Source organism: Flavobacterium crocinum, assembly GCF_003122385.1.
GTDB classification, from domain to species: domain Bacteria; phylum Bacteroidota; class Bacteroidia; order Flavobacteriales; family Flavobacteriaceae; genus Flavobacterium; species Flavobacterium crocinum.
Window position 1 is genome coordinate 5,299,837 of sequence record NZ_CP029255.1, and the last position, 24,216, is coordinate 5,324,052.

The window sequence follows — 24,216 nt, forward strand, 5'->3', positions numbered from 1 at the left end:
TTTATCTAGAAGAAACGAGGACTTTTTATTTTTTTCTTGTACAAATCAAATAGTATCATAATCTCATGAGAACCTGAATTAAACACTCCATAATTAGAAGTCGTATAATCATAAGCATATCCAATTCTCATATCCTGACTTATATTGTAACCCACCATAGCGCTTACAGAGTCATCTAATCTCATTGAAAGTCCAAACTCTACTTTTTCCTGTACTAATAAATTTAAAGACAAATCAACTGAAAGAGGTGCTCCTGACGCTGCTTTTAACATAGTAGAAGGTTTCAATTTTAAGTCTTCATCCAAATCAAACACATATCCTGAAGTAAAGAAAATGTGTGCTTTTTCTGAAGCAGACGAATAGATTCCGTTTTTCTGGTCCAAATATCTTGATTCGATAAAATTCGGCACAGATAAACCGGCATAAAAACGCTCATTATAGTACATTAAACCCACACCAAAGTTAGGTGCAACCTGATTTATTGGTGCGTTTAACGGATCCGGATCTACTGTCGTAAATTCCCTAATATTCAAAAAAGTTGCTCCGGCTTTAATACCAAATGCCAATTTATCTTCTTCAGAAAGATTTAAAGTATAGGAGAAATCAACGTATGCATTATCTTCTTTAACAGGTCCAATTTCATCGTGAATAACAGAGAATCCTAATCCCACATTTTTTCCTACAGGACCATTGATAGACAATGTCGCTGTTTGAGGTGCACCATCAACTCCAACCCACTGCGTTCTTCCTAGGATACCGATACTTGTAAATCCTTTTGAACCTGCATAAGCCGGGTTTATAATGTTCATGTTATACATGTATTGTGTATACTGAGGATCTTGTTGAGCAAAAACAGTACTAGTGGAAAATATCAAAACAAAAAATCCAATTAGTATTTTAATTTTTTTCATAAAAATGAGTTTAATTTTTGAAAGGAGAGAAGATTTTTAACCTCTTCTCTCCTTAAAGAATAGTTTTATTTTTTTAAATATACCCAGCCTGTTTGTGGCTTTCTTTCGTTGTTGTTGAAGTGAATAGTATAGAAATAAGTTCCTGCTGGAAGCGTCTCTCCAGAGACATTAAGTCTTCCTGTTGAATGACCATCCCACCATAATGGCGTTGTAAACTTGTCTCCATTATGTTTGTATTTGTACACAAGATTTCCATATCTATTTACAATCTCCATACTAAAGTTTGGATACAATACTTGTAAATGTTCTATTTCAAAAACATCATTTATACCATCACCGTTTGGAGTGAATCCTTCCGGGATGTTTAAAGGAACTGTAGGCTCTAATGTTACAGCATCCTGATCGTCTTCCTGTAATTTATTATTTCCAGGAGTAGAATCGATATCAACTTCATTTGCCGCAATCACTTCTGCAATATTGGTGAAATCACCTGCCGGTAACACATAAGCTGTTACTTTTAATGTTTCTACTCCGTTGATGTCAATATTTCCAACGTTCCATATTCCTGTAACCGCATCGTAAGTTCCAATTGTTGTAGAAGCGCTTAAGAATTTAAATCCTGACGGAAGTAAATCTTTCACTACTACACCTGTTCCTCTGCTAGGTCCTTTGTTTGATAATGTTATCGTAAATTCAACATTAGTTTCAGCAATTGGCTTTAAGATATCTGCTTCTTTAGTCAATTCTAAATCTATGAGAGCTATTGGTGCAGCCGTAATACAGCTTAGATTGTTAGCCGGATTGATATCTGTCTGGTGCATTGCTTTTATACTTGCACAATTTTGATAATCTCCAGATTCGTTAACAATTACGTCAACAATCAAAATCTCTGTTTCTCCATTCAGTATCTTACCTACTTTCCAGTCTCCTGTTACATAATCATAAACTCCTCTAGTAGAACTATAATTTACGAACGTATAGCCAGAAGGAAGCATATCTGATAATACAACACCTGTTGCATCTATATCTCCATTGTTTGTTAACTGAATCTCGAATGAAATCTCAGAATTTACTTTTGGATTCATCGTATTCTTCAAGATCGTCTTAACAACAGCTAAGTCCACTGATTGATTAGGCGCTGCTGCAGCACAAGCATAATCATCTTCTGAATCATTACCATTACCTGGAGTAGAATCAATATCTGGTTCGTTGGCTTTTGTAATCTCTGCACAGTTCATGTAATTTCCATTATCCAGAACTCTAACATCTACTAATAAAACTGCTGTGTTTCCAGGTTCTACAAAACCTACTTTCCAAAGACCTGTTGAAGGGCTGTATGTTCCAATAGTCGAACTATACGTTATAAATTTATATCCGGAAGGAATTAAATCTACTACTTCTACTCCTGTTGCTTTTGTAGGTCCATCGTTCATCACTCTTACTTCAAAAGTGATTACATCGCCTACAGCTGGATTGGTAACATTTCCAACAATTTCTTTTGATAAACTCAAATCAATGTAAGCCGTTGGCACAATTGCTACAGTACCAATATTATTTGCCGGATTAGAATCTGCCTGATCCGCTTTTACGGCACTGGTTGTATTGGTAATTGTTGTACCATAAGTTCCTGTATTGACTCTTGCATCAATTGTAAGAGTTGCAACCGCACCGTTTACCAAATTACCAATTGTCCATAATCCAGAACCATTGTTATAATTTCCTGCTGAAACTACATCACTTACATAAGTAACTCCTACAGGTAATTTATCTACTAAACTCACATTGGTTGCATCACTAGCACCATTGTTTGTTACCCTGATAGTATATCTAATAACCTCACCTTCATTCGGTGTCGCGTTATTTACTGTTTTAACAACGGCTAAATCTAAATTCGTAACCGTTATCGTTTCAGTAGGATCATCAGGAGTTCTGTTGGTATCAAACTGATCCTGTGTATTAGATACTGTATTGGTTAATACATTCCCTCCCTGATCTAAACCAACAAGTGCTTTAATCTCGATAGATCCTTCTTCTCCCGGTTGTAATGTACCTACTGTCCAGTTTGGAGTTGTCCATACCCCTTTTCCTGGAGTAGCTGAAACAAAGGTTAAACCAGCTGGCAGATCATCTTTTACTACCAAGTTCGTTACTAATGTTGTTCCTTTATTGGTTACCGTCACAGTATAAGTTACCGTTTCTCCAATGTTAGGTGTACTATTATTCACTACTTTCTTCAATACGACATCGGCACCGTTTTGAACAATTATTGTTTCTGTTAAATCATCGCCAGCCGTAGTTGGATCTGATTGATCTCCTTTGGCAGCAGTCGTTGTATTGACAATCGTTTTTCCTGCTGATCCGGAATTAATTACAACATTAATATCTAAAACTTTGGTTACTCCGTTTGCAAGATTACCTATCGTCCAGATACCAGAACCATAATTATAGTCAGCTCCCTGATTGTTGCTCACGTAAGTAACTCCAATTGGAAGAATATCGGTTAAACGAACTCCCGTTGCATCACTTGGACCGTTATTCGTAACCCTAATACTGTAAGTAATCGTTTCGCCTTCGCTTGGGTTTGATTTACTTACTGTTTTTTCGGTAACTAAGTCTGAACTCGTCACAATAATTGGCTCTGTTAAATCGTCTCCAGCAGTTGTTGGATCCGACTCATTTCCTGCTGCAGGTGTAACTGTATTTACAATAGGCGTTTGACTAACCGTTCCTGCCGCAGTAACTCTTGCATTGATTAATAATGTCGCAGAAGATCCAATGTTGATATTTCCAATATTCCAAAGTCCACCAGCATACGTATTGATCGTTCCTCCAGTTGCTACATGCGATACATAAGCTAATCCTGCAGGTAAATTATCTGTTAGATTTACTCCAGTCGCTGTGCTTGGACCATTGTTTACAACAGTAATCGTATACTGTACAATGTCGCCTTGATTTGGATTTGATTTATCAACTGTTTTTGTGGTAACCAAATCAACTATTTTAACCGGAACAACAGTTACATCTGACTGATCAATTTCGTTAGGCGTGTTATTTCCGTGGATAACTCCATTTGGATCTAATTGATCTACTTTAGTAACCTCAGCAACATTTGTATAATTTCCTGTCGCATTAATTCTTGCAATCACAGTTAATGTAGCATTAGAAGTATTAGTTAAACCTCCTAAATTCCATAAACCATTCGATGCATTATAAGTTCCGCTGCTTGGTGTCGCACTAACTAAAGTGTAACCACTTGGCAGTTTATCTACAATGTTTATTCCTGTAGCATCACTTGGTCCATTGTTTACTGCTGTGATTAAAAACTCAACATTATCTCCTATTCTATGAGGAGCTGCAGTTGCAATTGCTTTGGTAAGTTCTATCTCTGCTAGTGCATTTACAGTATCAATATCCGTTTGAGAATTATTATTAACATTAGGATCTTGAACAGCCGATGTTGCACTTGCTGTATTCACAATCTGACCAGTATAGTTACTTGGAACTGCAATTGTTACAGTATAGGTAACTGTTTCTCCTACATTAATACTGCTGATTGTTGCGTTACCAGCATTTATATCTCCAGTTCCATTTGTATTTGAAAGTATTGTACCTCCTGTACCAACAGCTGTCCATGTTGTCGCAGCTTCCAATATTGGATCTGTAATATCATCCAACACCACTACATTTGTAGCTGTCGATGGACCATTATTTTTAACTGTTATCGTGTAAACACTGTTTGTTCCAGGAACATATTTCTCTTTATTATCTGTTTTAGTAACTACTAAATCAGCTTGAGGTATCACTCTAATAGTAATCAAACTATTATTAGACAGATTGCCTTCGTGATCTTTAATAGTATAATTAATCGGAGTCGGATCTGTAATGAAACCAGGATTTGGCGTAAATGTTACTCTTCCGGTTACTAAATCTACATTCCATCTTCCTTCTCCAGGAATTGTGATGCTGGTAATATCTCCCGTTGGATCCTGTACAATGTTGGTTCCATTTCCAGGATTAACCAAACTTACTGTCGTTGGATCAACTAAATCTCCTGTCGTATCATTAGCTGTAACATCAACAACTACCGGCGTATTAATTGGATTTCCAATTGATAAATCAGGCGAAGTGATTGGAGCATAATCTATTGTGATAGTAGCTGTATTCGAACTATTCCCTTGATTATCTCTTATTGTATAGCTAATTACCGGAGGGTCAATTGTGTATCCTGCTTCCGGAGTAAATGTTACATTTCCAAGAGCATCAGCTATCCAGTTACCAACTCCTGCTACAGAAACTTCTTGAGGAGATACCTGAATTCCTCCAAAAACACTTGACGCATTTAATACTACTGTCGATACATTAACTGTATCTCCTGCTGTATCGTTTCCAGAAACATTTAATGTAACTGGTAAACCTGGAGTTCCCGGTGTTGTATTTCTGTCATTGGCTGCAACTGGTACATAATCTATAGTTACTGTTGCATTATTAGATACATTGCCATCATTATCTTTTACATTATATTGAATAGGCGTTGGATCTTTATGGAACGTTGGCAGTGGCGTAAATGTAATTGCACCAGTTACCGGATTAACACTCCATTTTCCTTCATTTGGAACATCAAAACTTGTAATTCCTTTTGAATCTGTTACGATAGCTGTTGCTCCTGATGGACTCAACAAACGAACCGTTGAAGGATCTATAGTTCCATCCGGGTCTGCATCTATTCCAGAACCGTTGTTTGCTAATGGATTTACTGTTACTGCTGTATTTACAGGATTTCCACTGCTTAAATCGTTATAGGCTATTGGTGCCTGAGCCACATAAGTAACTGTTATAGTCGCAGTGTCACTTAAGCCCGTTTGTGTTTCTGTTAATTTATAAACTAATGGCGTTGGGTCTGATGTAAATCCTGCCTCTGGTGTAAATACAATTAAACCAGTTGCTGGATCATAATTCCAAGTTCCTTCTCCTGGTACTATAATTGTTGTTTCTACTCCTGGTGTACTAGGGTTTAAATCAACAATAGTATTGGCAGGAGTTGCTAAAGTTCCATCTCCTAATCTATCATTTGTTAGAATATTTAATGGAGTTGAAGGCTGATTTGTTGTATTACCATTACTAATATCATTAGTAGCAATTGGTGGTAAACTAACCACAATTGTTTCCTCTAAATCATCTCCAGCTGTCGTAGGATCTGTTTGATCTCCTTTAGCCGCAGTTGTTCTATTGATAATAGTTAAACCTTTAGTACCCGCATTTACTTTTGCTGTAATTTCTAAGGTAACTGTACCATTAACTGCCAGGTTTCCAATAGTCCATACTCCAGACGCATAGTTATAAGTTCCAGCAGTTACTGTATGGCTTTCATAAGTTAAACCTGCAGGAAGAATATCTGTTAAACTAACACCTGTAGCACTAGTAGGACCACCGTTATTTGTAACCACAATACTGTATCTAATAGTATCACCTTCATTTGGTCTTGATGCAGAAATACCTGCAACAGTGACAGCCGAAACCGTTTTTACTGTAACCAAATCTGATACATTAACCGGAGTAACCACTACAGTACTCTGATCATTTTCTAATGGATTATTATTTCCAGGTATTGAGTTCGGATCAAATTGATCAGCACCTGTTACTTCAGCAACATTGTTATAATTTCCTGTAGCTAATACTCTAGCTGTAATACTTAAAGTTGCACTAGCGCTGTTAGCTAAATTGCCTACTGACCAGCCTCCGGAATTACTATCAAATGTTCCTACTGAAGGCGTTGCACTCACAAACGAATATCCTGATGGTAATTGATCTGTAACTACGATTCCTGTCGCATTACTTGGACCATTATTGGTTACCACAATGGTAAATACTGCATTTTCGCCAACATTAGGAGAGGCAGTTGCCACTGTTTTAAGTAAGCTCAAATCAGAAATCGCTCTTGGAGTACTGGAAACTTCACTTGTGTTATCCGCAGGATTTCCATCCGTTTCAGTACTTGTTGCCGTAGCAGTATTAAGATAATTACCTGTTGGGTTTACAGTAGCAGTAATGTTTAAAGTTCTTTTTATTCCGCTTGCCAGGTTACCTATTATCCAGTTTCCTGAGACATTGTCGTAGTTTCCTGTTGCATCGTCGCTTACAAAAGCGTAACCAGTAGGTAATCTATCATTTACAACCACACTTGTAGCATCACTTGGCCCATTATTTACAACATCAATTGTAAATACCACTGTAGATCCTACATCTGGAGTTGCATTATTTATTCTTTTCACAACTGCAAGATTTACTAATGCAGAAGGTGTAGTTGTTACTGTTGAAAAATCATCTCCGGTTCCATCATTTGGTGTAGAATCCGGATCCTGCTGATCGCTTGCAATTACCTCAGCATTATTTACATAACTGCCATTTTTAAGAACTTTAGCAGTTATCTGAATAGTTTCAGTAGTATTTGCAATAATTGGTCTTGAAACTGTCCAGTCTCCTGTTGTTCTGTTATACATCCCTGCAGTTGGAACTGCATTTACGAATTCATAACCAGAAGGCAATAAATCTCTAATAACAACACCAGTAGCATTGCTTGGTCCTGCATTTGAAACTGCAATTGTAAACACTACATTATCGCCCACTTTTGGAGCAGTTACATCAACAATTTTATTCACAGATAAATCAGCAATTTGTACAGGAGTTACAATAACTTCGCTTTGATCATTCTCTGTAGCGTCATTATTTCCCGGAGTAGAATTACTATCTACTTCATTAGCTCCCGTAACTTCTGCTACGTTATTATAATTACCCGTTGGCAATACCCGAGCCTGAATATCTAAAGTAGCTGTTGCTCCGTTTGCAAGAGTTCCAACTGTCCATGAGCCTGGTGTATTATTATAACTTCCGGCAGATGGAGCAGCACTAACAAATAAATATCCTGAAGGCAATTTATCTGTAACTACAACTCCTGTTGCATCACTTGGCCCAGCATTGTTTACCGTAATCCTGAAGGTTACAATATCATTAACATTAGGCGTATTATTATTAACTGTTTTAACTAAGCTTAAATCTACTAATGGACCACGAGATATTGTGATTTCATCTTGATCGTCTTCTGTTAAAACATTATTATTTGGTGTCGAATTTACATCTGTTTCATTCGCACTAATAACTTCGGCAACATTGGTATAATTTCCTGTTGCATTGACTGTAGCCGTAACATTTAAAACTGCTGAAGCTCCGTTTGCGATAGTTCCAATAGTCCATAATCCAGTTCCATTGGCATAAGTTCCGTTTGAAACTGTCGAACTAACATAAGTATATCCGTTAGGAAGTAAATCTCTAACCTGCACTCCTGTAGCATTACTTGGTCCCGCATTTGAAACTCTTACAGTAAACACCACATTTGATTCCGCTAACGGACTAATATTATTTACCGATTTAGTTAGTGATAAATTAATTAAAGCTGTTGGAACAGTAGTTACCGTTGAAGTATTATTCGCAGGGACTGGATCCGTTTGATTACTTGCTGTTACACTTGCAGTATTTCTAAATTCATTAGCTGTTCCTGTTATAGGATTTACTTTAGCCGTAATATCTAAATATTCTGTTTTTCCATTTGCAACACTTCCTGAAATTGTCCAATTTCCATTAGTTGCATTATAAGCTCCATTAGTCGAAGTATAGCTTACAAAAGTATAACCAGTAGGTAATAAGTCATTTACAATCACTCCTGTTGCATCACTTGGCCCAACATTTCTTAATGCAATTCTAAACTTAACATTATCTCCTACTTTTGGAGCAGTAACATCTACAGTTTTAATAACTTCTAAGTCAGCTAACTGAACTGGTGTAATTACAACTTGCTGTTGATCATCTTCTGTTGGATTGTTATTTCCAGGTGTTGAATCTGGATCAAATACATTAGAGTGAACTATTTCTGCAACATTTCTATAATCTCCGGTTGCATTTATTCTAGCGGTAACTGTTAATATTGCCTGACCACCACTATTTATAGTTCCTATATTCCAAGAACCTGAAGTGCTAGAATATGTAGTTCCTGTATGGCTCACATAAGTATAACCTGAAGGTAAATAATCAAGTACACTTACAGAAGTTGCAGCACTTGGTCCGGCATTTCTAACCGTTATCGTAAAAGTAACATTACTACCAACATTATATGGGCCTGCACTTACAACTTTTGTTAAACTTAAATCTGCAATTGCTCTTGGAGTACTAGAAACGCTACTTGTATTGTTAGCAGTATTAGTATCCGTTTCAGTACTCGTTACAGTTGCTGTATTAACATAACTTCCAGTTGCATTTACTCTGGCGGTAATTGTCAAGGTAGCTCTGGCTCCATTTGCTAGATTCCCTATAGTCCATGCGCCAGTTACTCTGTTATAGCTTCCTGCACTGCTATCGCTTATCCAGGTATAACCAGCTGGCAAGTTATCAGTTGCCACTACATTCGTAGCATTACTAGGTCCGTTATTTACAACTTGAATTGTAAACTGAACATTCGTTCCAACGTCTGGTGTAGCATTATTTATTTGTTTCGTTATCGCTAAATCAACACTTGGTGTTGGAGTAAGAGTTAGAGAAGCCTGATCATCTTCTGTTGGAATATTATTATTTGGTATTGAATCTGGATCAACCTGATCACTAGCTGTTATTTGAGCTGTATTGGTGTATTCATTAGTTGCTCCCGTCGCAGCATTTACTCTGGCTTTATAAGTTAAGTTTAAAGTAGCTCCATTTAAAACTGATAAACCAGACCAGTTTATTGCGTTTCCTCCTGCATTATAATTACCCTGATTAGAGACACTTCCTGTAATTAAAGTGAATCCAGCCGGTAAATTATCTCTCACTGCAATTCCGGTTGCATCACGGTTTCCATTGTTTGTAACAGCAACCGTAAAAGTTACAATATCTCCCACTCTAGGTGATATAACATCAGCGGTTTTAGTCAAACTCAAATCTGTCTGACCGATTAATGTAATTTCTACAGTATCAGAATCAACAGCACAAGAGCCGTTAGAAACAGTATATTTAAATACATATTTACCTGGAATAGTTCCGGCAATTTGTGTAGTAGGACTATTTACATCTATAATCACAGGAGTATTAGGTCCTGAAACAAATGACCACGTACCTGTATTTGGTGCAGGGTTTGTTGCAGCCATAGTAACAGTTGCGTATTCTCCCAGTGTTTGATCCGGACCAGCATTTACAGCTGCAATAGCCGGATTAATTGTTACCAGCATTGTATCTTCTAAATTACAGCCTCCACCATTAGAACTTGACCATTTAAACTCATAAGTTCCATTTGTCAAAGCTGATACAGTAGACTGAGCGCTAAATCTATTAGAAAAAATAGCTGTTGTTGGCCCCGATACCTGAGTCCATGTTCCCGTTCCTGGATTAACAGGATTAGCATTCATTACTGCTGTAGTCGAATTACATAAATTCTGGTCAGGACCTGCGTTTGCAGGTGTTGGAGGTGCTCCTGTAAAGGTAATATTTACAGTATCTGTACTTACAGCACAAACAGATCCATTTCTTACTGTCCAGGTAAAAGTATATGTTCCTACCGGCAATAAATATGGGTTAGCAATTGATAATGTTGATTTTGGATTATTTGGACTATCAATAACAATTCCTCCATTAGACGGATCAGTTGTTAATGTCCATGTTCCAATACCTCTTGTAGGAGCTACTGCATCAAGCTGGGTAGCTAACTGACAAGCACTTTGATCTGCTCCCGCATCGGCTGGGCTTGGAGGTGAGTAAGCGTTTATTCTAACAACATCACTTAAATTATTACAAGTACCATTGCTGGCTGTCCATTTAAAAATATAGACACCTTCTGTTAGTCCGGTAACGTTTGTAGTACTTAAAGTAGGTGAAGCTATTGCACCACCTGCCGGTCCACTGACTTTACTCCAAATACCCGATCCGGAAGTAATTGAATTACCACTTAAAGCAATCGAATTACCAGCTGATAAACAGATATCCTGATCAACTCCTGCATCAGGTGTTGTAGGTAAAGCACTATTTGTAACGGTCATAGTATCACTAGTAGCGGCACAACTTCCTGAACTTGCTATGCTATATCTAAAGGTATATGTATTTCCCGGTAAAATTGTGGCTCTCGCTGTAGAAGAAGAAATTGGTGTAATTGTTGTTGTTGCAGATCCAGAATCCAAAGTCCAGGTACCTGTAGATCCTTTTGTTCCCTGCAAAATAATTTCAGATGCATCACAAAGAATCTGATCTGGTCCCGCATCTGCAGGAGCATATACATTTAATGTTAAATCATCAGTTGAAGTTGCACAAGCCGGTCCATTTACACTAGACCATCTCAACACGTACGTTCCAGTTGTAAGTCCTGAAACTGTAGTTGTGCCATTATTTACATTCGCAAAAGTTGGATTATTTGGTCCTGAAACAACCGACCAGGTTCCTACTCCTGCTGTTATTGTGTTTCCTGTTAAGTTTGCAGTTGTAGTACAAACTGATAATGGTGAGTTTGTTACTACTGCTACAGTTGGTGGTAAACTTACTTTAAAACTCACTTCACTTGAAGCAGAATCACAAGTACCTCTGTTTACGACCCATTTAAAAACGTAATTTCCAGGTGCTAAATTACTAAATACAGCTTTTGGATCATGAATATCAGAAACGGTCCAAAAACTATTTCCGGAAACCTGAACCCATGTTCCTGTTAAACCTGTTGTAAGGTTGTTTGCATTCATGGTAACACTATTTCCAGAACTATCTGTACAAATATCCTGATTAGCTCCGGCAACAGAAGTTGGTGTCGCTGCTATTGTAAGAGTTGTTCTGTCTGAAAAATCCGAACATGCCGGATCAGCTGATGTAGTCCATTCAAATGTATAAATTCCATCTACCAGTCCAGTTACATTTGTATTAGGACTATTAGGATCGTTAAAAGTAACTATTGATGGTCCCGAAGCCTGGGTCCAGGTTCCCGTACCTACTGCAGGTGCTGTCGCGGATAATGTAGCAGCAGTTGTTCCAGAAGGCAAGCATCTGTCTGCTCCAGCTTCTGCAGGAGAAGGCGAAAATGTAGACGTAGTATTTATAACAACATCACTAGATGCAGGAGCACAATCTATTGCAGCACTTGTTACAGTCCATCTAAAAGTATACGAACTGCCTGGTGCCATTCCGTTAACATAAGTTTGAGGACTTGCCGGATTTACAATTGAAGCAGTCGAAGGACCTCCAACTTGCGTCCATTGTCCCGTTTGTCCATCTACTAATGCACCAGCTTTTAGGAAATAACTACCCGCACATACCGTAACAGGTGTTGTTCCTGCATCTGCACTAGGAGGCCCCGATACCGTGATAGAAGTTTCACTGAAAGTATCCACCGCATTTGTTCCTCCTGTGATGTTCCACCTAAAAACATACACTCCTATAGCCAATCCACTAACAGTAGGGTTATAATTATTTATATTATCAAAAATGGCAGTATTAGGTCCACTTACTTGTGACCAGTAACCTGATAAACCTGATGTTGCCATCAAAGCTGGATTGTTACCTGATAATTGAGTTGTGGTAATGCCACAAAGCAAAGCAACAGTAGTACCTGCATTTGATGGTTCCGGGCTTCTTGAAACAACAACATTAAGATCTGCAAATGCCTCAGAACAGCCAGTAGCAAAACTACCGCTTGTATATCTTCTTACTCTAAATGTATAAGTTCCAGGGAGCGATAATCCTGAAAAAGTAAAATTGTTTCCATTAAAACCTCCCGTAGCCGGTGCAGGACCATTTACAAATATAGCCTGGTTAGCATTACCACCAGAATAACTCATAAGGACACTTCCCGAAGTATTGTTAACGGGTAAAACAACAGTATTTACTCCATTATTTAAAGTAAGACTTGTTGCACTATTAACATAATTTACAGTAAAAGTAGATTGAGTCTCACAATTTGGATTGACTGCACTATTTCCTTTTATTTTATAGATAAAAGTATACGATTGATTAGTGCTAAAATCTAACCCCGTTATTTGTGTAGTTGGCTTATCAGGAGAAACAATAGTTGCAGTTGAGTTTGTACTCCATTCAACTGTTTCACCCGCATACAAAGGTATATTCCCTTGTAAAATTGTTGAAGTTATAGTATTATCACAAAAAGATTGTGAAGTATTTGTTCCTCCGGCAGTTGTAACATCTTGTGTTGCAGCCGGTACATTTATTGTCACTGTGTCAGAACCAACCGCACATGGTCCCTGAACTAACCATCTAAAGACATAAGATCCCTGAGTTAAATTCGAAACTGTTGCATTTGGAGTATTAGCATTTGTAATTGTTGGTACAGTAGGACCTGATACAAACGACCAGGTTCCTTGTTGCGTTCCTGTTCCGTTTCCTCCTATTGACGCATTTAAGCTCGTAGACTGTGTAGCTGTATAACATTCTGATAAATTTTGATCAGGACCAGCATTGGCAACAACTTCTCCTCCATAGTTGGTTACAGTTATAGTAGAAGATGATGAACAAGTAGAAGAACTAATTCTCCAGGTTAACTGCGTACTACCGGCAGCACTTGGAGACATTGTTATCATTGAGTTTGGAGAATTTGGACTACTTATGGTTACACCTGCATTATCTGCACCACTTTTCACCCATTGTCCTGTTTCTCCAGGATTCAAAGGAGCATTTGCAGACAGTGCATAAGTACCAGGACAGCCTTGGATATTATTTCCTGCTTTGGCAATAGTAATCGGATTTACGACGATACTAACATCCTGATAAGTTCTTCCTATCGCGCAAACGCCCGATAAACGAAAGGTATAAGTATTTCCTCCAACGGCACCTAAAACATTTGTTACGGCACTATTTGGATTTTGAATCACCACTGAAGGACCTGCTATCTGAGTCCACGTATGACTTACAATATTACCTCCCGCTACACCATTTAAAACAAGTGGCGTATTCGCACAAATTGTACTATTGATACCGGCATTTACAGAACAATCCTGTGAGTAAGCGCTTTCATCAAAAAAAAGAACAGCAAACAGTGCTAAAAAACAAGAAAGTACAGTATTAAAATTGGATTTTTTGTGTTTAGACGAGTAGTTTTTTCCCATAAATTAATCTTAAAATAATATTCCTCTATAAAAGTTTCCTTTTAAATTTTCTTTATTTAAATTCTTAAAAAATTCACTTTGCAACAGATATTGACAAGTAAACCAAATTAAGGTCATCGGAAGCTCTGTTTACTTCCCCGACCTGCTATATATTAAAGTTTATTATTATTCGAACTTATAAATGTCCAACTTGTATTTCGGGACAAAAAAATCACCATTTCAAACTGAGGTGAAAAAATAATATGCGTTTTTTCATATCGAATGAGAAGAATGTAAAAAAGAAATATTCCTTCTCAAATAGTCATTTCACTACATTAGCCCGCATAAATTCCGGGCGAAATTAATTAATCAATGCACTGAAATTTTCAAAAAGGCTTGCCAGATTACGTAAAATAAAAAGTATTAAGCAATGCAAAAATCAATAACTAACTCATCAGCAATCAATTATAAAAAACAATCGATTTAACGCTTTTCAACAGAAAATAAGAAGAGGATTACAGAGATAATTTTAAGAATTGAGAATGTAATCTTTTTTGAAAAAAAAACATGTTATTTTTCGCTCATTGTTAACATCATTTTTTTTCAAAAAAGCGAGTAAACCGACTAAAAAGAGGTATCATTTGATACGAAATAATGGAGTATTCCAGAACAAATTATTACGTTAGAAGAGAAAAATTGCAATTAGTTTTTCTCTTCTAAAGCAATCTAAAAACAAAAAAACATCAATCTGAAAAATCAAAATTGATGTTTTTTTATTCTGTGTATTTTCTAAACTATTCCCCCTGCTCTTTTTTTTCTTTATCACGTTCCTCCTGGAGATCAGTAATAAAAGTTAAGGGAGATACCCCGGTAACCTTTTTAAAAGTAGTTGTAAATCTGCTATGAGAAGAAAAACCACAGAGATCTGCAAGAAAACTAATTTTATACTTTAAAAAATTACTGTCGTTTCTTAAACGATCTGTAATATAATGTATTCGTAATTCATTTATGTATCCTGCAAAATCAATGGATTTGTTTTTGTTTATGACATATGATATATAACGCTGATTTATAGATAGTTTTACCGCAACATAATTTAACGAAATATCTTTATTGAGATAAAAGTGAGATTCTTCAAGCTTGTGTATTTTCTCTAAAATAGCATTTTCTGTAGCCTCGGACATATATTCTTTAGAAGCTTCCTGCTTAGGCTTTTCATCTTCTTCAATGTATACGACCTCTGTCTTATCACTAGATAATTTTGACGTATAATACTTCTTTCTTCTAAATACATATACCACCAACGCAATTAAGACCACAAAAACAAAACAGCAAACAGCAATAATAATCCTACTCTGTTGATATTTAGACTGATTCTGTTCTTGCTCCTCTCTTAGCGTTTTAATTAACTCATCTGTATTACTTTTACGACTATCTTCCTCATCTTTTTTCAACTTCAGATTCAATTCATTATACTCGATGTACTTTTTATAGTCAGTCTTTTTATAAAATTGCATTAACGAAGTGTACAATTCCTGCTTTAATGTAAAAAAATCTGAGGCCATTGCAATCTCTTCCGCTTTCTGATAATAAAGTAGTGCTTTTTTATCATCACCAACACTTGCATATACATTTCCAAAGCCATTAAATATAAAACCTTTTAACGGACTCTTTGAAGATTCCGATTCTGAGAGTTCTTTCTCCGCTTTTTGAAAATAAATCAATGCCGAATCAATCTTTTGCAAGGAAAGGTAATTTTTTCCAATAAGCTCATCATTAACAGCTATGTGGAATTTTTTATCTATAGTGGAATCAGCCAACTCAAATTTTTTCTTTCCAACTTTAAGATCTGCGATTGCTTTCGAAAAATTAGAAGAATACATTTCATAATAAGCAATTTCCTGAGATAACGTCCCCTGAAATTTATACATTTCATTCTTGTTTTCAATCTTTTTACTAACTGCTATTGCTTTCTGCAAATAAACTTTACCAAGACTGTAAATTTCGTATTCACGATAAATAGTCGAAAGAAAACCATTTATTCTTGCCTGAAGATTATAATTTTTATCCAATACTGCCAAACTATCTGCACGTTTTAAAGCTATAACAGCCTCATTTCGCATACCGTTTTGGCGCAGAAGCGTCGCTCTAAGCATAGATGCTTTTATACGCTCTGTGTTATTTGCTGAAATTTCATAAAGATAAGCGGTATTTCGAAGTGCCTTTTCCGGATTTGAACTTAGAAGTACGGTAGATGTTTCGTTAAAAACCTTGTCATATTTTGAACTCTGAGAATAACATAAGTCACTAAAAATTAAAAATACAAAAAGAAAAAAAATAGATTTTAGGCGCATAAAAATATAAGAAAAGCAAGCTTTACAGCATATTGCTGTTTGCTTGTGTAATCAATTAATGAGTTTAAAAATTCTTTTTAGACAAAAAACTAAATACTAAAACAGTTTAGCTCTTTCATCTTCATTTTAATAGTAGATTAAAGACTTGGGGATCCTTATAATAATTTAAAATGTTCTTGATTAAACTTAGAATGATAACTAAAAAATACAAACCATACCTATATTCTAATACAAAACTCAGTGTAAAAATTACACTTTGCTTTTTGCAAATTTAAAACATCAACTATACATTTGCTACATAAATTCAATTTAAAATTTCAAAAAAATACATTTCGAAGTTAATAATCATATTTAGTATTTTTTCTTCAAAATTGAGATGATTTATTTTTTTATAACATGGCAAAAAGCAGTTTTATTTCAATTTTCAACTGTCAATAATCTATGATTTGATCGGGAAAAAATAGTATTTTGTAGGAGTAAGTTGAAATATAAAAGCACTTCGAAAATTAAAGACTTTGTTATAAATGCTAAAATAAGTTATGCTATGGATCTATTAAAGATTCATGATTTTCTAAAACTTCCGAACGATATCAGCAGGACGAGCATTTTTTTGAGTTTGTCTCGTTTCCTGCTTCACAATTTGAACAAATATTTTCATTAATTTCAATATTCTATTTAATATAAGATTCAACAACAATTTCCCAAGTATCGAAACTGCTGTCATGCTTATATCCAATTTCGCACATTTCTGCTACCCATTTACTTAATGATTCATGCATCATTCTGACTTCTGTTGTTCTTCCGGAAATTACAAAGGCACTTTTATTATGAGGAGCCACTTTATTTTTTACGATATAACCAATATTTTGCAATTCTATTTGTAATGCTTCTGCTTTTAAAAGAGAATCCGAGTAAAAAAAGTAATCGATTTTCAGTTCATCTTCTTCTTCAATTTCAGCATCCCTAAGACTCACTAGAGATTCTGTAGCAAGCCTGTAATGCTTAACTAAATTTGCATTAAAATCATTTTCAGAAACTAATCTTTTCTCTTTTTTGGGCTTTAGGAAATTTAATATACTCATTTGTAAGGCTTATTATTTTGATTACTTTAACAAACATATATAAATCGTATATCACATTAAAGCAGATAATAAAAACTTAACATTAAAGCTTTTAGCTGTCCCATAAACTCATTCTACAATGGCTAATTTTAATGTGTTTTATTTAATGGTTATCTAATTATAAACTTAAAAATTCTTATCCTCCTTTAAGCGTTCTTTAAATAAAGTCCTTTTTGCAAATCAATTTACGCTAACTTATTGGCATCAGCAAGCCAATTGTAAGTTTCGTCCTGTGCCCTACTTGGAGTTATATGATCTTCTATTTCCACTTCACTACCGCCTTCGCTGTTTATTGTTCTTTTTTTGGTATTATCTTCTAATTGCAATTGAATAATTTTATTTATTTCTTCAATATGTTTTTCATCGTACACAGGAAAAGCCACTTCTATTCTTCTGTTTAAATTTCGGCTTAACATATCTGCAGAAGATAAATAGATTTTTTCGTGTCCGTTATTGGCAAATTTATAGATTCTGGAATGCTCTAAAAACATATCGACAATGCGATAGATTTTTATGTTTTGTGATACTTTTTTAATTCCCGGTAAAAGCGTACATATTCCGCGGACTATTAACGTAACTTCGACACCAGCTCTATCGGCTTCAATAAGTTTATCAATAATATCCTTTTCATCCAGTCCGTTTACTTTTAAAAATATAGATGCCGGTTTATCTGCTTTTTTATTTTTTATTTCTGCATCCATTAGTTCCAGCAATTTTTCCTTCATATTAAAACCGGCAGCTAGGATATGCTTTGGATCTGTGCCTTTTTTCTTGGTTTTTAAAAAGGAAAATATCTTTTTTAAATCATTGGTATACGCCGTTTCTGCGGTAAAAAAACCAAAATCTGAATAGATATTTGCTGTACTTTCATTGAAATTTCCTGTTGACAAATAGGCATAATTCTTTTTATTGCCGTACTTGTCTTTCATTGTAATCATGGCCGCTTTGGCATGTACTTTTAAATTAGGAAGACTCTGGATGATTTTAATACCTGCGTTTTTCATTTCTTTAGACCAGTACAAATTATTATGTTCATCAAAACGCGCTTTTACCTCAACAAAAACGGTTACTTTTTTGCCATTTTTTGCAGCGCTGATTAAAGCATTTGCAATTAAGGATTGAGAAGATATAAGATATAATGTAATTTTAATTTCCGTAACATTTTTATTTATTGCGGCCTGATTAAAAAACTGAAGCACATAATAATAGGATTGATATGGAAAATGAAGCAGTTGGTTTTGTTTTTTTATGACATCAAAAATCGATGTTTTGTTTTCAAAAGGCAGATGGGGAAGATTTGGATAATTTGCTCCCTGCAATTTTGGTTTTACAGGATTTGGAAATTTGAATAAATCAAAAAAGTTATGATGACTTCCTCCTTTTATCATTTCACTTTTGTAAAGTTTGAATGCTTTTTTACAGATTGAAAAAGAATCTGCATCCATATTAGAATCGTATAAAAATCTTGTAGCAGTACCTTTTTTACGCTCTTCGACTTTTGCTTCAATTTTGGCAATTAAATCGCCTGAAGTTTCGTCTTCAATTAAATAATTTTCATCCCGGTTTAATTTTATGGCATTGCACGAAATGATTTTATCCGCAGGAAATATCAATGATAAACAATTTCTGATTATCGTATCAATCGAAATAATATACTGTCTGTTTTCTATACTTTCCAGCTGCTTAAAACGTTCCAGTTTATCTGAAGGAATATTTAAATAAGCAAAATTATAATTGCCCTTAGTATCTTTTAATTTTACCAAAAAATATAAACTTCTGTTATTTAAAAAATAAGTTTTGGGCTGATTTACTGTAATATAAACAACTTGTATATAAGACAGAATAATACTTTTGAAATAATATTCAATCTCTGTTAAGTGTGCTGGCAGCAATTCCTGATATTCATAATAAATAATATCATTTAGCGCCAATTCAGTCAAAATGGAATAACTCCATATTTTTCCAAATCTGTTTTGTTGTCGGTTTACTTCTTTTAAAACATCTTCTAAGAGATCACTGTTTTTCTTCGTCTTCTTTTTCTGCAGTTTATTTATTTTGACTCTGAAAAACTCATCCAGATTGGAAGAATGGATGGCCAAAAATTTGATCCGGTCATATACTGCATTATTTAAGTCTTCGGCTTCATCCAAAATACAGTTGTTGAAAGAAAGCCACGAGATTTCCGAAGGAATAAGATGGTTATGCACGTTTTAGGTTTTGATGGTTAAAGCTGAATTAACAATACTAACTTCGTAAATTTAAGTCATTAATTTTTCTTCACTGCATCATAAATTCAAGCAATTAACCAAAAAATAATCTCTTGCTAACATATCATAATATTATCTCATTTATTTATGATGTCATATGCATCAAAGATTATAATTAAAGTTAAAAAATTGAAAAGTTACAGAAATAAAAAACCTCCAAGTCTAAGACTTGAAGGCTGTTTTTATGAAAATTTAAATCAACACTTAAATATTCAAATTTAACAACGGTGGATTTTTTCGCATTTCAGAAAGCAGTTTTCGGTTTCCTTTGTTCACCGCTGTTCGTACTCTTTTTTTCTTTCCCTCATATTCCTTAATACATCTTTCGAGTTCGCCGTACAGCTTGCTATATTTCTCGTATAACTTTTCCAGCGATTCCATGCCTTCCCGGATTTCTGATTCCTGAGATTCTTCCAGTACATATGAAAATACCGAAGACATCTCGTCAAATTTATCAAAGGCTGCAGCAATAATCCGGTGCTCTCTGGAATTTATTCCATTCATTATCAAATCTTCTTATTAAGTTAATTAATCAAAACGCTATTTTAAATTTAATTTTTGCAATACTTTTTCAGGATAGTCTGTAATAATTCCGTCAACCTGAAGCTGTATCATATTATCAATTGCTTTATCATCATTAACAGTCCACGGAATGATTTTCATCTTCATCAATCGAAGTGAATCGACTGCCGTTTGGTTGAGCAATTTATAATGCGGACTGTAGATTTCCGGCTTAAAATCAAGCAATAAAAGATTTTCTGAGATACTGCTTTCTCCAACCAGATAAGCAATTTTTGTTTTAGGATATCTTTTATGCATTACATTTAATACGGTGGGATCAAAAGACTGTATATTGATCTTTTGCTCAATGCCTTTTTCTTTAATAATCTTCATTACCAAATCCGTAAAAGCTTCCGGTTCCGGTTGTCTTTTTCCGTAATCTGATTTTTCAGATTTGATTTCGATATTGTATCGAACTGATTTTAGATTGTTTTTGGCGATAAATCCTTCTACATTATCAATTACTTCTGAAAGTAAAGGCTTGTATGTTTTTTGTTTTTGCTGCATCGGAAAAGCATTATTTCCTCTCGAACCTCCATCAAACTTTCTAATGCTGTCATAGGTCATTTCATAAAGGTTATAACTCTTTTCTTTATCTTTTGAAATTGGCTTTCCTTCGGTATCAATCATGTATTGCGACGACATAAAAGGTTCGTGAGAAACCACTACTTTCTGATCTTTAGAAATCACGACGTCCAATTCTACAACATCTGCACCTTTTTTTACAGCACTAAGAAACGCAGGAATCGAATTCTCAGGAAAATTGCCACGATCTCCTCGATGTCCCTGAACTTCAATCGTTCTTTTTGCTGTAATTGCTTTTTGATTTCCGCAAGAATATGTTGCTGATACTGCAATTAATACACAAAATATCTTTTTGATTTTTAGCATTTTATTTCACTTTATCGATTCTGTAAGTGGTATTTGACGAATGCGTTTTACCAAACATATCTGTTGCTTTAATTTCGATAGTATGTTCTCCAATAGCAAGATCAGAAGGAATATTTCCTCTCCAAACGTGCGTGCTTTTTTCAGGATCTGACGAACGTTTTCCCGGCATTAACACCTCAGACAATTCCCATTCGTAAACCAATTCTACGTAAGATGGATCCTGTACTTCTACATATTCCATTTCTTTCCATTCTCCCTGATCTACTCGATACACGACTTTATCTTTTTTACTTCCCATGAAAAAATTGGCAAATACCCCGGATTTGGTACGTTTTGCCTTGGCTACCACTTTTGGAGCGAAAACTTTCATTTGATAATTTTCCGGTTTTCCCGCTACTTTATAATCAACGGTATATTTATTTCCATTAAAATGAATGAAAGCATACCCTTTTGGAGTTCCATCTCTCATAACCGAAATTGGAATTCCCTTCTCATCCAGTTTTCCGGAATACCAGTCGCCTGATGTGGTTCCTATATTATAATGATGATGCGGAGTTTCTTGTAACCAGCCGTCTTTCTTTTCGAAAAAATCTTGTCTTTGTAAATGAGTATGTGCCGAAACGGAAAGTGTATTTGGGAAATCTTTCAACAATTCAAATAACTTTTGACGGTCTTCATCTCTGAAAGAATCGTCTTTACTGTCCGGTTCGCTTATCGGAATATGGAAAGCCAGAACAATCAAATTGTCTTTTGGAACCGTTTTAAGATCATTTGCTATAAACTGCATTTGCTCTTCAGTAAATCCTCCCCAATAACCTTCATGATCTCTTGGGTCTGGATATAAAACATCATCCATCACAATAAAATGCACTTTCCCATAATTGAAAGCATAGTTAGCTGGGCCAAAATGAGCTTCGTACGTTTCATCTGCCAATTTATCTTCTTTGGCGTCAAAATTTAAATCATGATTTCCTAAAAGATTGTACCACGGAATTCCAACTTTTTTTACTGCCTGAATATACGGATTGAATAAACTAAGGTCATTTCCCACCAAATCTCCCATACTTAATCCAAACGGAATATTTTTAATACCTTCGACTTCGGCAACAATTCCTCTTGTAAAAAAATCAACTTCTTCTAAAGTATAGGGCTGTGGATCGCCAAAAACAAGGGCCGTAAAATCATTGGTTTCTTTCTGCGGAAGCAATCCGAAATCTACAGATTCCGGTAATTTTCCTGTTGGAGCAACTCCATCAAATTTCCCTTTAGGAGAACCCGCTGGTTTATGATTATAGAAAAACTGAGGCAGATTATCTTTATTAACCTGAATCTTGTACCCCGAAGGTTTGATTACAGCAATTATTGCATCGCTTTGCAGTGGCAGTTCGTAGTTTCCTTTTTTATCAGTTAAAACTACTTCACGTCCATTGGTTACGGCAACATTTGCAATTCCTTTTTCTTTTTTTTCTTTTTTACCGTTTTGATTTAAATCTTCAAATACGATTCCCTTTACGCTTGTCTGTGCTGTTAAAACCCCGCAAAACAATAATGCGCTGTATATAAATGTCTTTTTCATTTCTTACTATTTTATTTATCCCACCAAACTTTCGTATTGATATTATCGCCTCCAACCATTTCAACTGCTTTATGATAGTTTTCAGTGTTTTTAATCTGCTGATTGTCTGGATAAGTGAATCTTGACGGCATAACTCCATTGTTTAACATTGCAGTAGTCGTAGGCAATACAGGCAATCCTGTTCTACGGTATTCAAACCATTGCTGATAATCTGTAAAATATAAAGCGTAGTATTTCTGCAGCATGATTCTTTCCAAAGTTCCATCATACTGTGCTTCTGGTTTACTAAAATAAGTCGTTGGAGTTGTCGCTTTTAGTTGCTCGATTCCTGCTCTCACTCCTTTTTCGTAATGTCCCGCGGCATCTGTAATAAGACCTCGCTGTGCTAATTCGGCTTTAATAAATTCAACTTCAGCATACGTTAAAAGAAAAATCTGCATTGGATTTTGCACCTGTGTGTTCAAAAGTGTCGAAGCATTATATTTGAACTGAGAATCAGAACCGGCATAAGCGCTTGTAATTCCTTTAAATCCGATTGGCGCATTGGTAACCAAAGCTGTTGCTCCAGTTGCAATTATAGCTCTTCTCGGATCTTCAAGCGTATTTAGATTGTCAATAAAGAAAGAAGCCATTTTGATGTTCAAATTAAAATCCTGTGGTCTTCCCCACGGAGAAACATTTGGCGAAACACCTGTTACTTTCAAAATAGCGCTTTCGGCAGTATTGGTGAAAACAGGGTAAACCTCAGGATGATCTGCCATATAAGCCAGTTTTGCAAAAGCTCCTGTTTCTGTTCTGTTAGAAACTCTTAACAGCAATCTCATTTTTAAAGAATTGGTAAACTTTTTCCATTTCAGAACATTGTTTTGAAACAAAATATCTTCTGTATAAATCATCGCTTTACTTGTGTCATAAAGCGTATTGGCTCTTTCTAAATCGGCTAAAATTGTTTCATAAATAAACTCCTGCGTATCATACTTTGGATACAAAATGCCATCTTCTCCGCTTACCGCTTCGGTCATCGGAACAGGCCCAAAAAGATCTGTAAGATTAGCATACACCAACGCATTCAGCGTTAATGCCACTGCTTCGTAGTTGCCGTCTCCTGCTTTTACAGAAGCCATTCGCATTTCTCTGATATTATTCAGCCATTTGTAATAATTATTCCAAGCCGAGTTTCCAATATTATTGCTGACATCATAACGATGCAAACCTCCTGAAATACTTGGAAAAGGAAGTGAAACCTGCATTAAATGAAAAGTAACATCTACACTCTGCGATGCATTCTGCGAAGCTATTCCGTAAATAATTGGATTAATTAAAGTGCCCGGACTTATTTCGGTAATAAGATTAGGGTTCTCATTTAGTTCTTCATAACCTCCTGTACAAGAAATTGTAAGCCCTGTAAGCATTAATAATATTGCTGTAATTTTTATCTTTTTCATTG

The 24,216-nt window shown here is 35.5% G+C and carries 9 protein-coding genes; all 9 read right to left on the reverse strand.

All coding sequences use genetic code 11. From position 1 onward, the window contains the following. Positions 1–5 precede the first annotated feature (5 nt). The 9 genes from HYN56_RS22465 to HYN56_RS22505 all read right to left on the reverse strand — a co-directional run bounded on the left by HYN56_RS22465 (position 6) and on the right by HYN56_RS22505 (position 24,214). Positions 6–911, reverse strand: a complete 906-nt coding sequence (locus HYN56_RS22465) for a PorP/SprF family type IX secretion system membrane protein (protein ID WP_109194243.1) — start codon at positions 909–911, stop codon at positions 6–8. Between the two features lie 65 nt (positions 912–976). Then, the gene (locus HYN56_RS22470) at positions 977–14,020 is read right to left on the reverse strand and encodes a PKD domain-containing protein (protein WP_109194244.1); all 13,044 of its coding nucleotides are present in this window, start codon (positions 14,018–14,020) and stop codon (positions 977–979) included. A gap of 773 nt (positions 14,021–14,793) precedes the next feature. Next, positions 14,794–16,353, reverse strand: a complete 1,560-nt coding sequence (locus HYN56_RS22475) for a helix-turn-helix domain-containing protein (protein ID WP_109194245.1) — start codon at positions 16,351–16,353, stop codon at positions 14,794–14,796. A gap of 671 nt (positions 16,354–17,024) precedes the next feature. Continuing rightward, on the reverse strand, positions 17,025–17,435 hold the full coding sequence (locus HYN56_RS22480) for a ribonuclease E inhibitor RraB (RefSeq protein ID WP_109194246.1): 411 nt from the start codon (positions 17,433–17,435) through the stop codon (positions 17,025–17,027). 224 nt (positions 17,436–17,659) lie between these two features. Then, complete coding sequence (gene ppk1 / locus HYN56_RS22485) at positions 17,660–19,681, reverse strand: polyphosphate kinase 1 (RefSeq protein ID WP_109194247.1); 2,022 nt, start codon at positions 19,679–19,681, stop codon at positions 17,660–17,662. A gap of 264 nt (positions 19,682–19,945) precedes the next feature. Further along, positions 19,946–20,245 carry a hypothetical protein gene (locus HYN56_RS22490; protein ID WP_109194248.1) on the reverse strand — a complete coding sequence of 100 codons (300 nt, stop codon included), beginning with the start codon at positions 20,243–20,245 and terminating at the stop codon, positions 19,946–19,948. A gap of 36 nt (positions 20,246–20,281) precedes the next feature. Beyond that, complete coding sequence (locus HYN56_RS22495) at positions 20,282–21,193, reverse strand: glycerophosphodiester phosphodiesterase family protein (RefSeq protein WP_109194249.1); 912 nt, start codon at positions 21,191–21,193, stop codon at positions 20,282–20,284. Position 21,194: 1 nt separating this feature from the next. Further along, positions 21,195–22,769 (reverse strand): calcineurin-like phosphoesterase C-terminal domain-containing protein, encoded by a 1,575-nt coding sequence (locus HYN56_RS22500; RefSeq protein WP_109194250.1) that lies wholly within the window; start codon positions 22,767–22,769, stop codon positions 21,195–21,197. An 11-nt stretch (positions 22,770–22,780) separates the two neighbouring features. Then, the gene (locus tag HYN56_RS22505) at positions 22,781–24,214 is read right to left on the reverse strand and encodes a SusD/RagB family nutrient-binding outer membrane lipoprotein (protein ID WP_109194251.1); all 1,434 of its coding nucleotides are present in this window, start codon (positions 24,212–24,214) and stop codon (positions 22,781–22,783) included. Positions 24,215–24,216 lie beyond the last annotated feature (2 nt).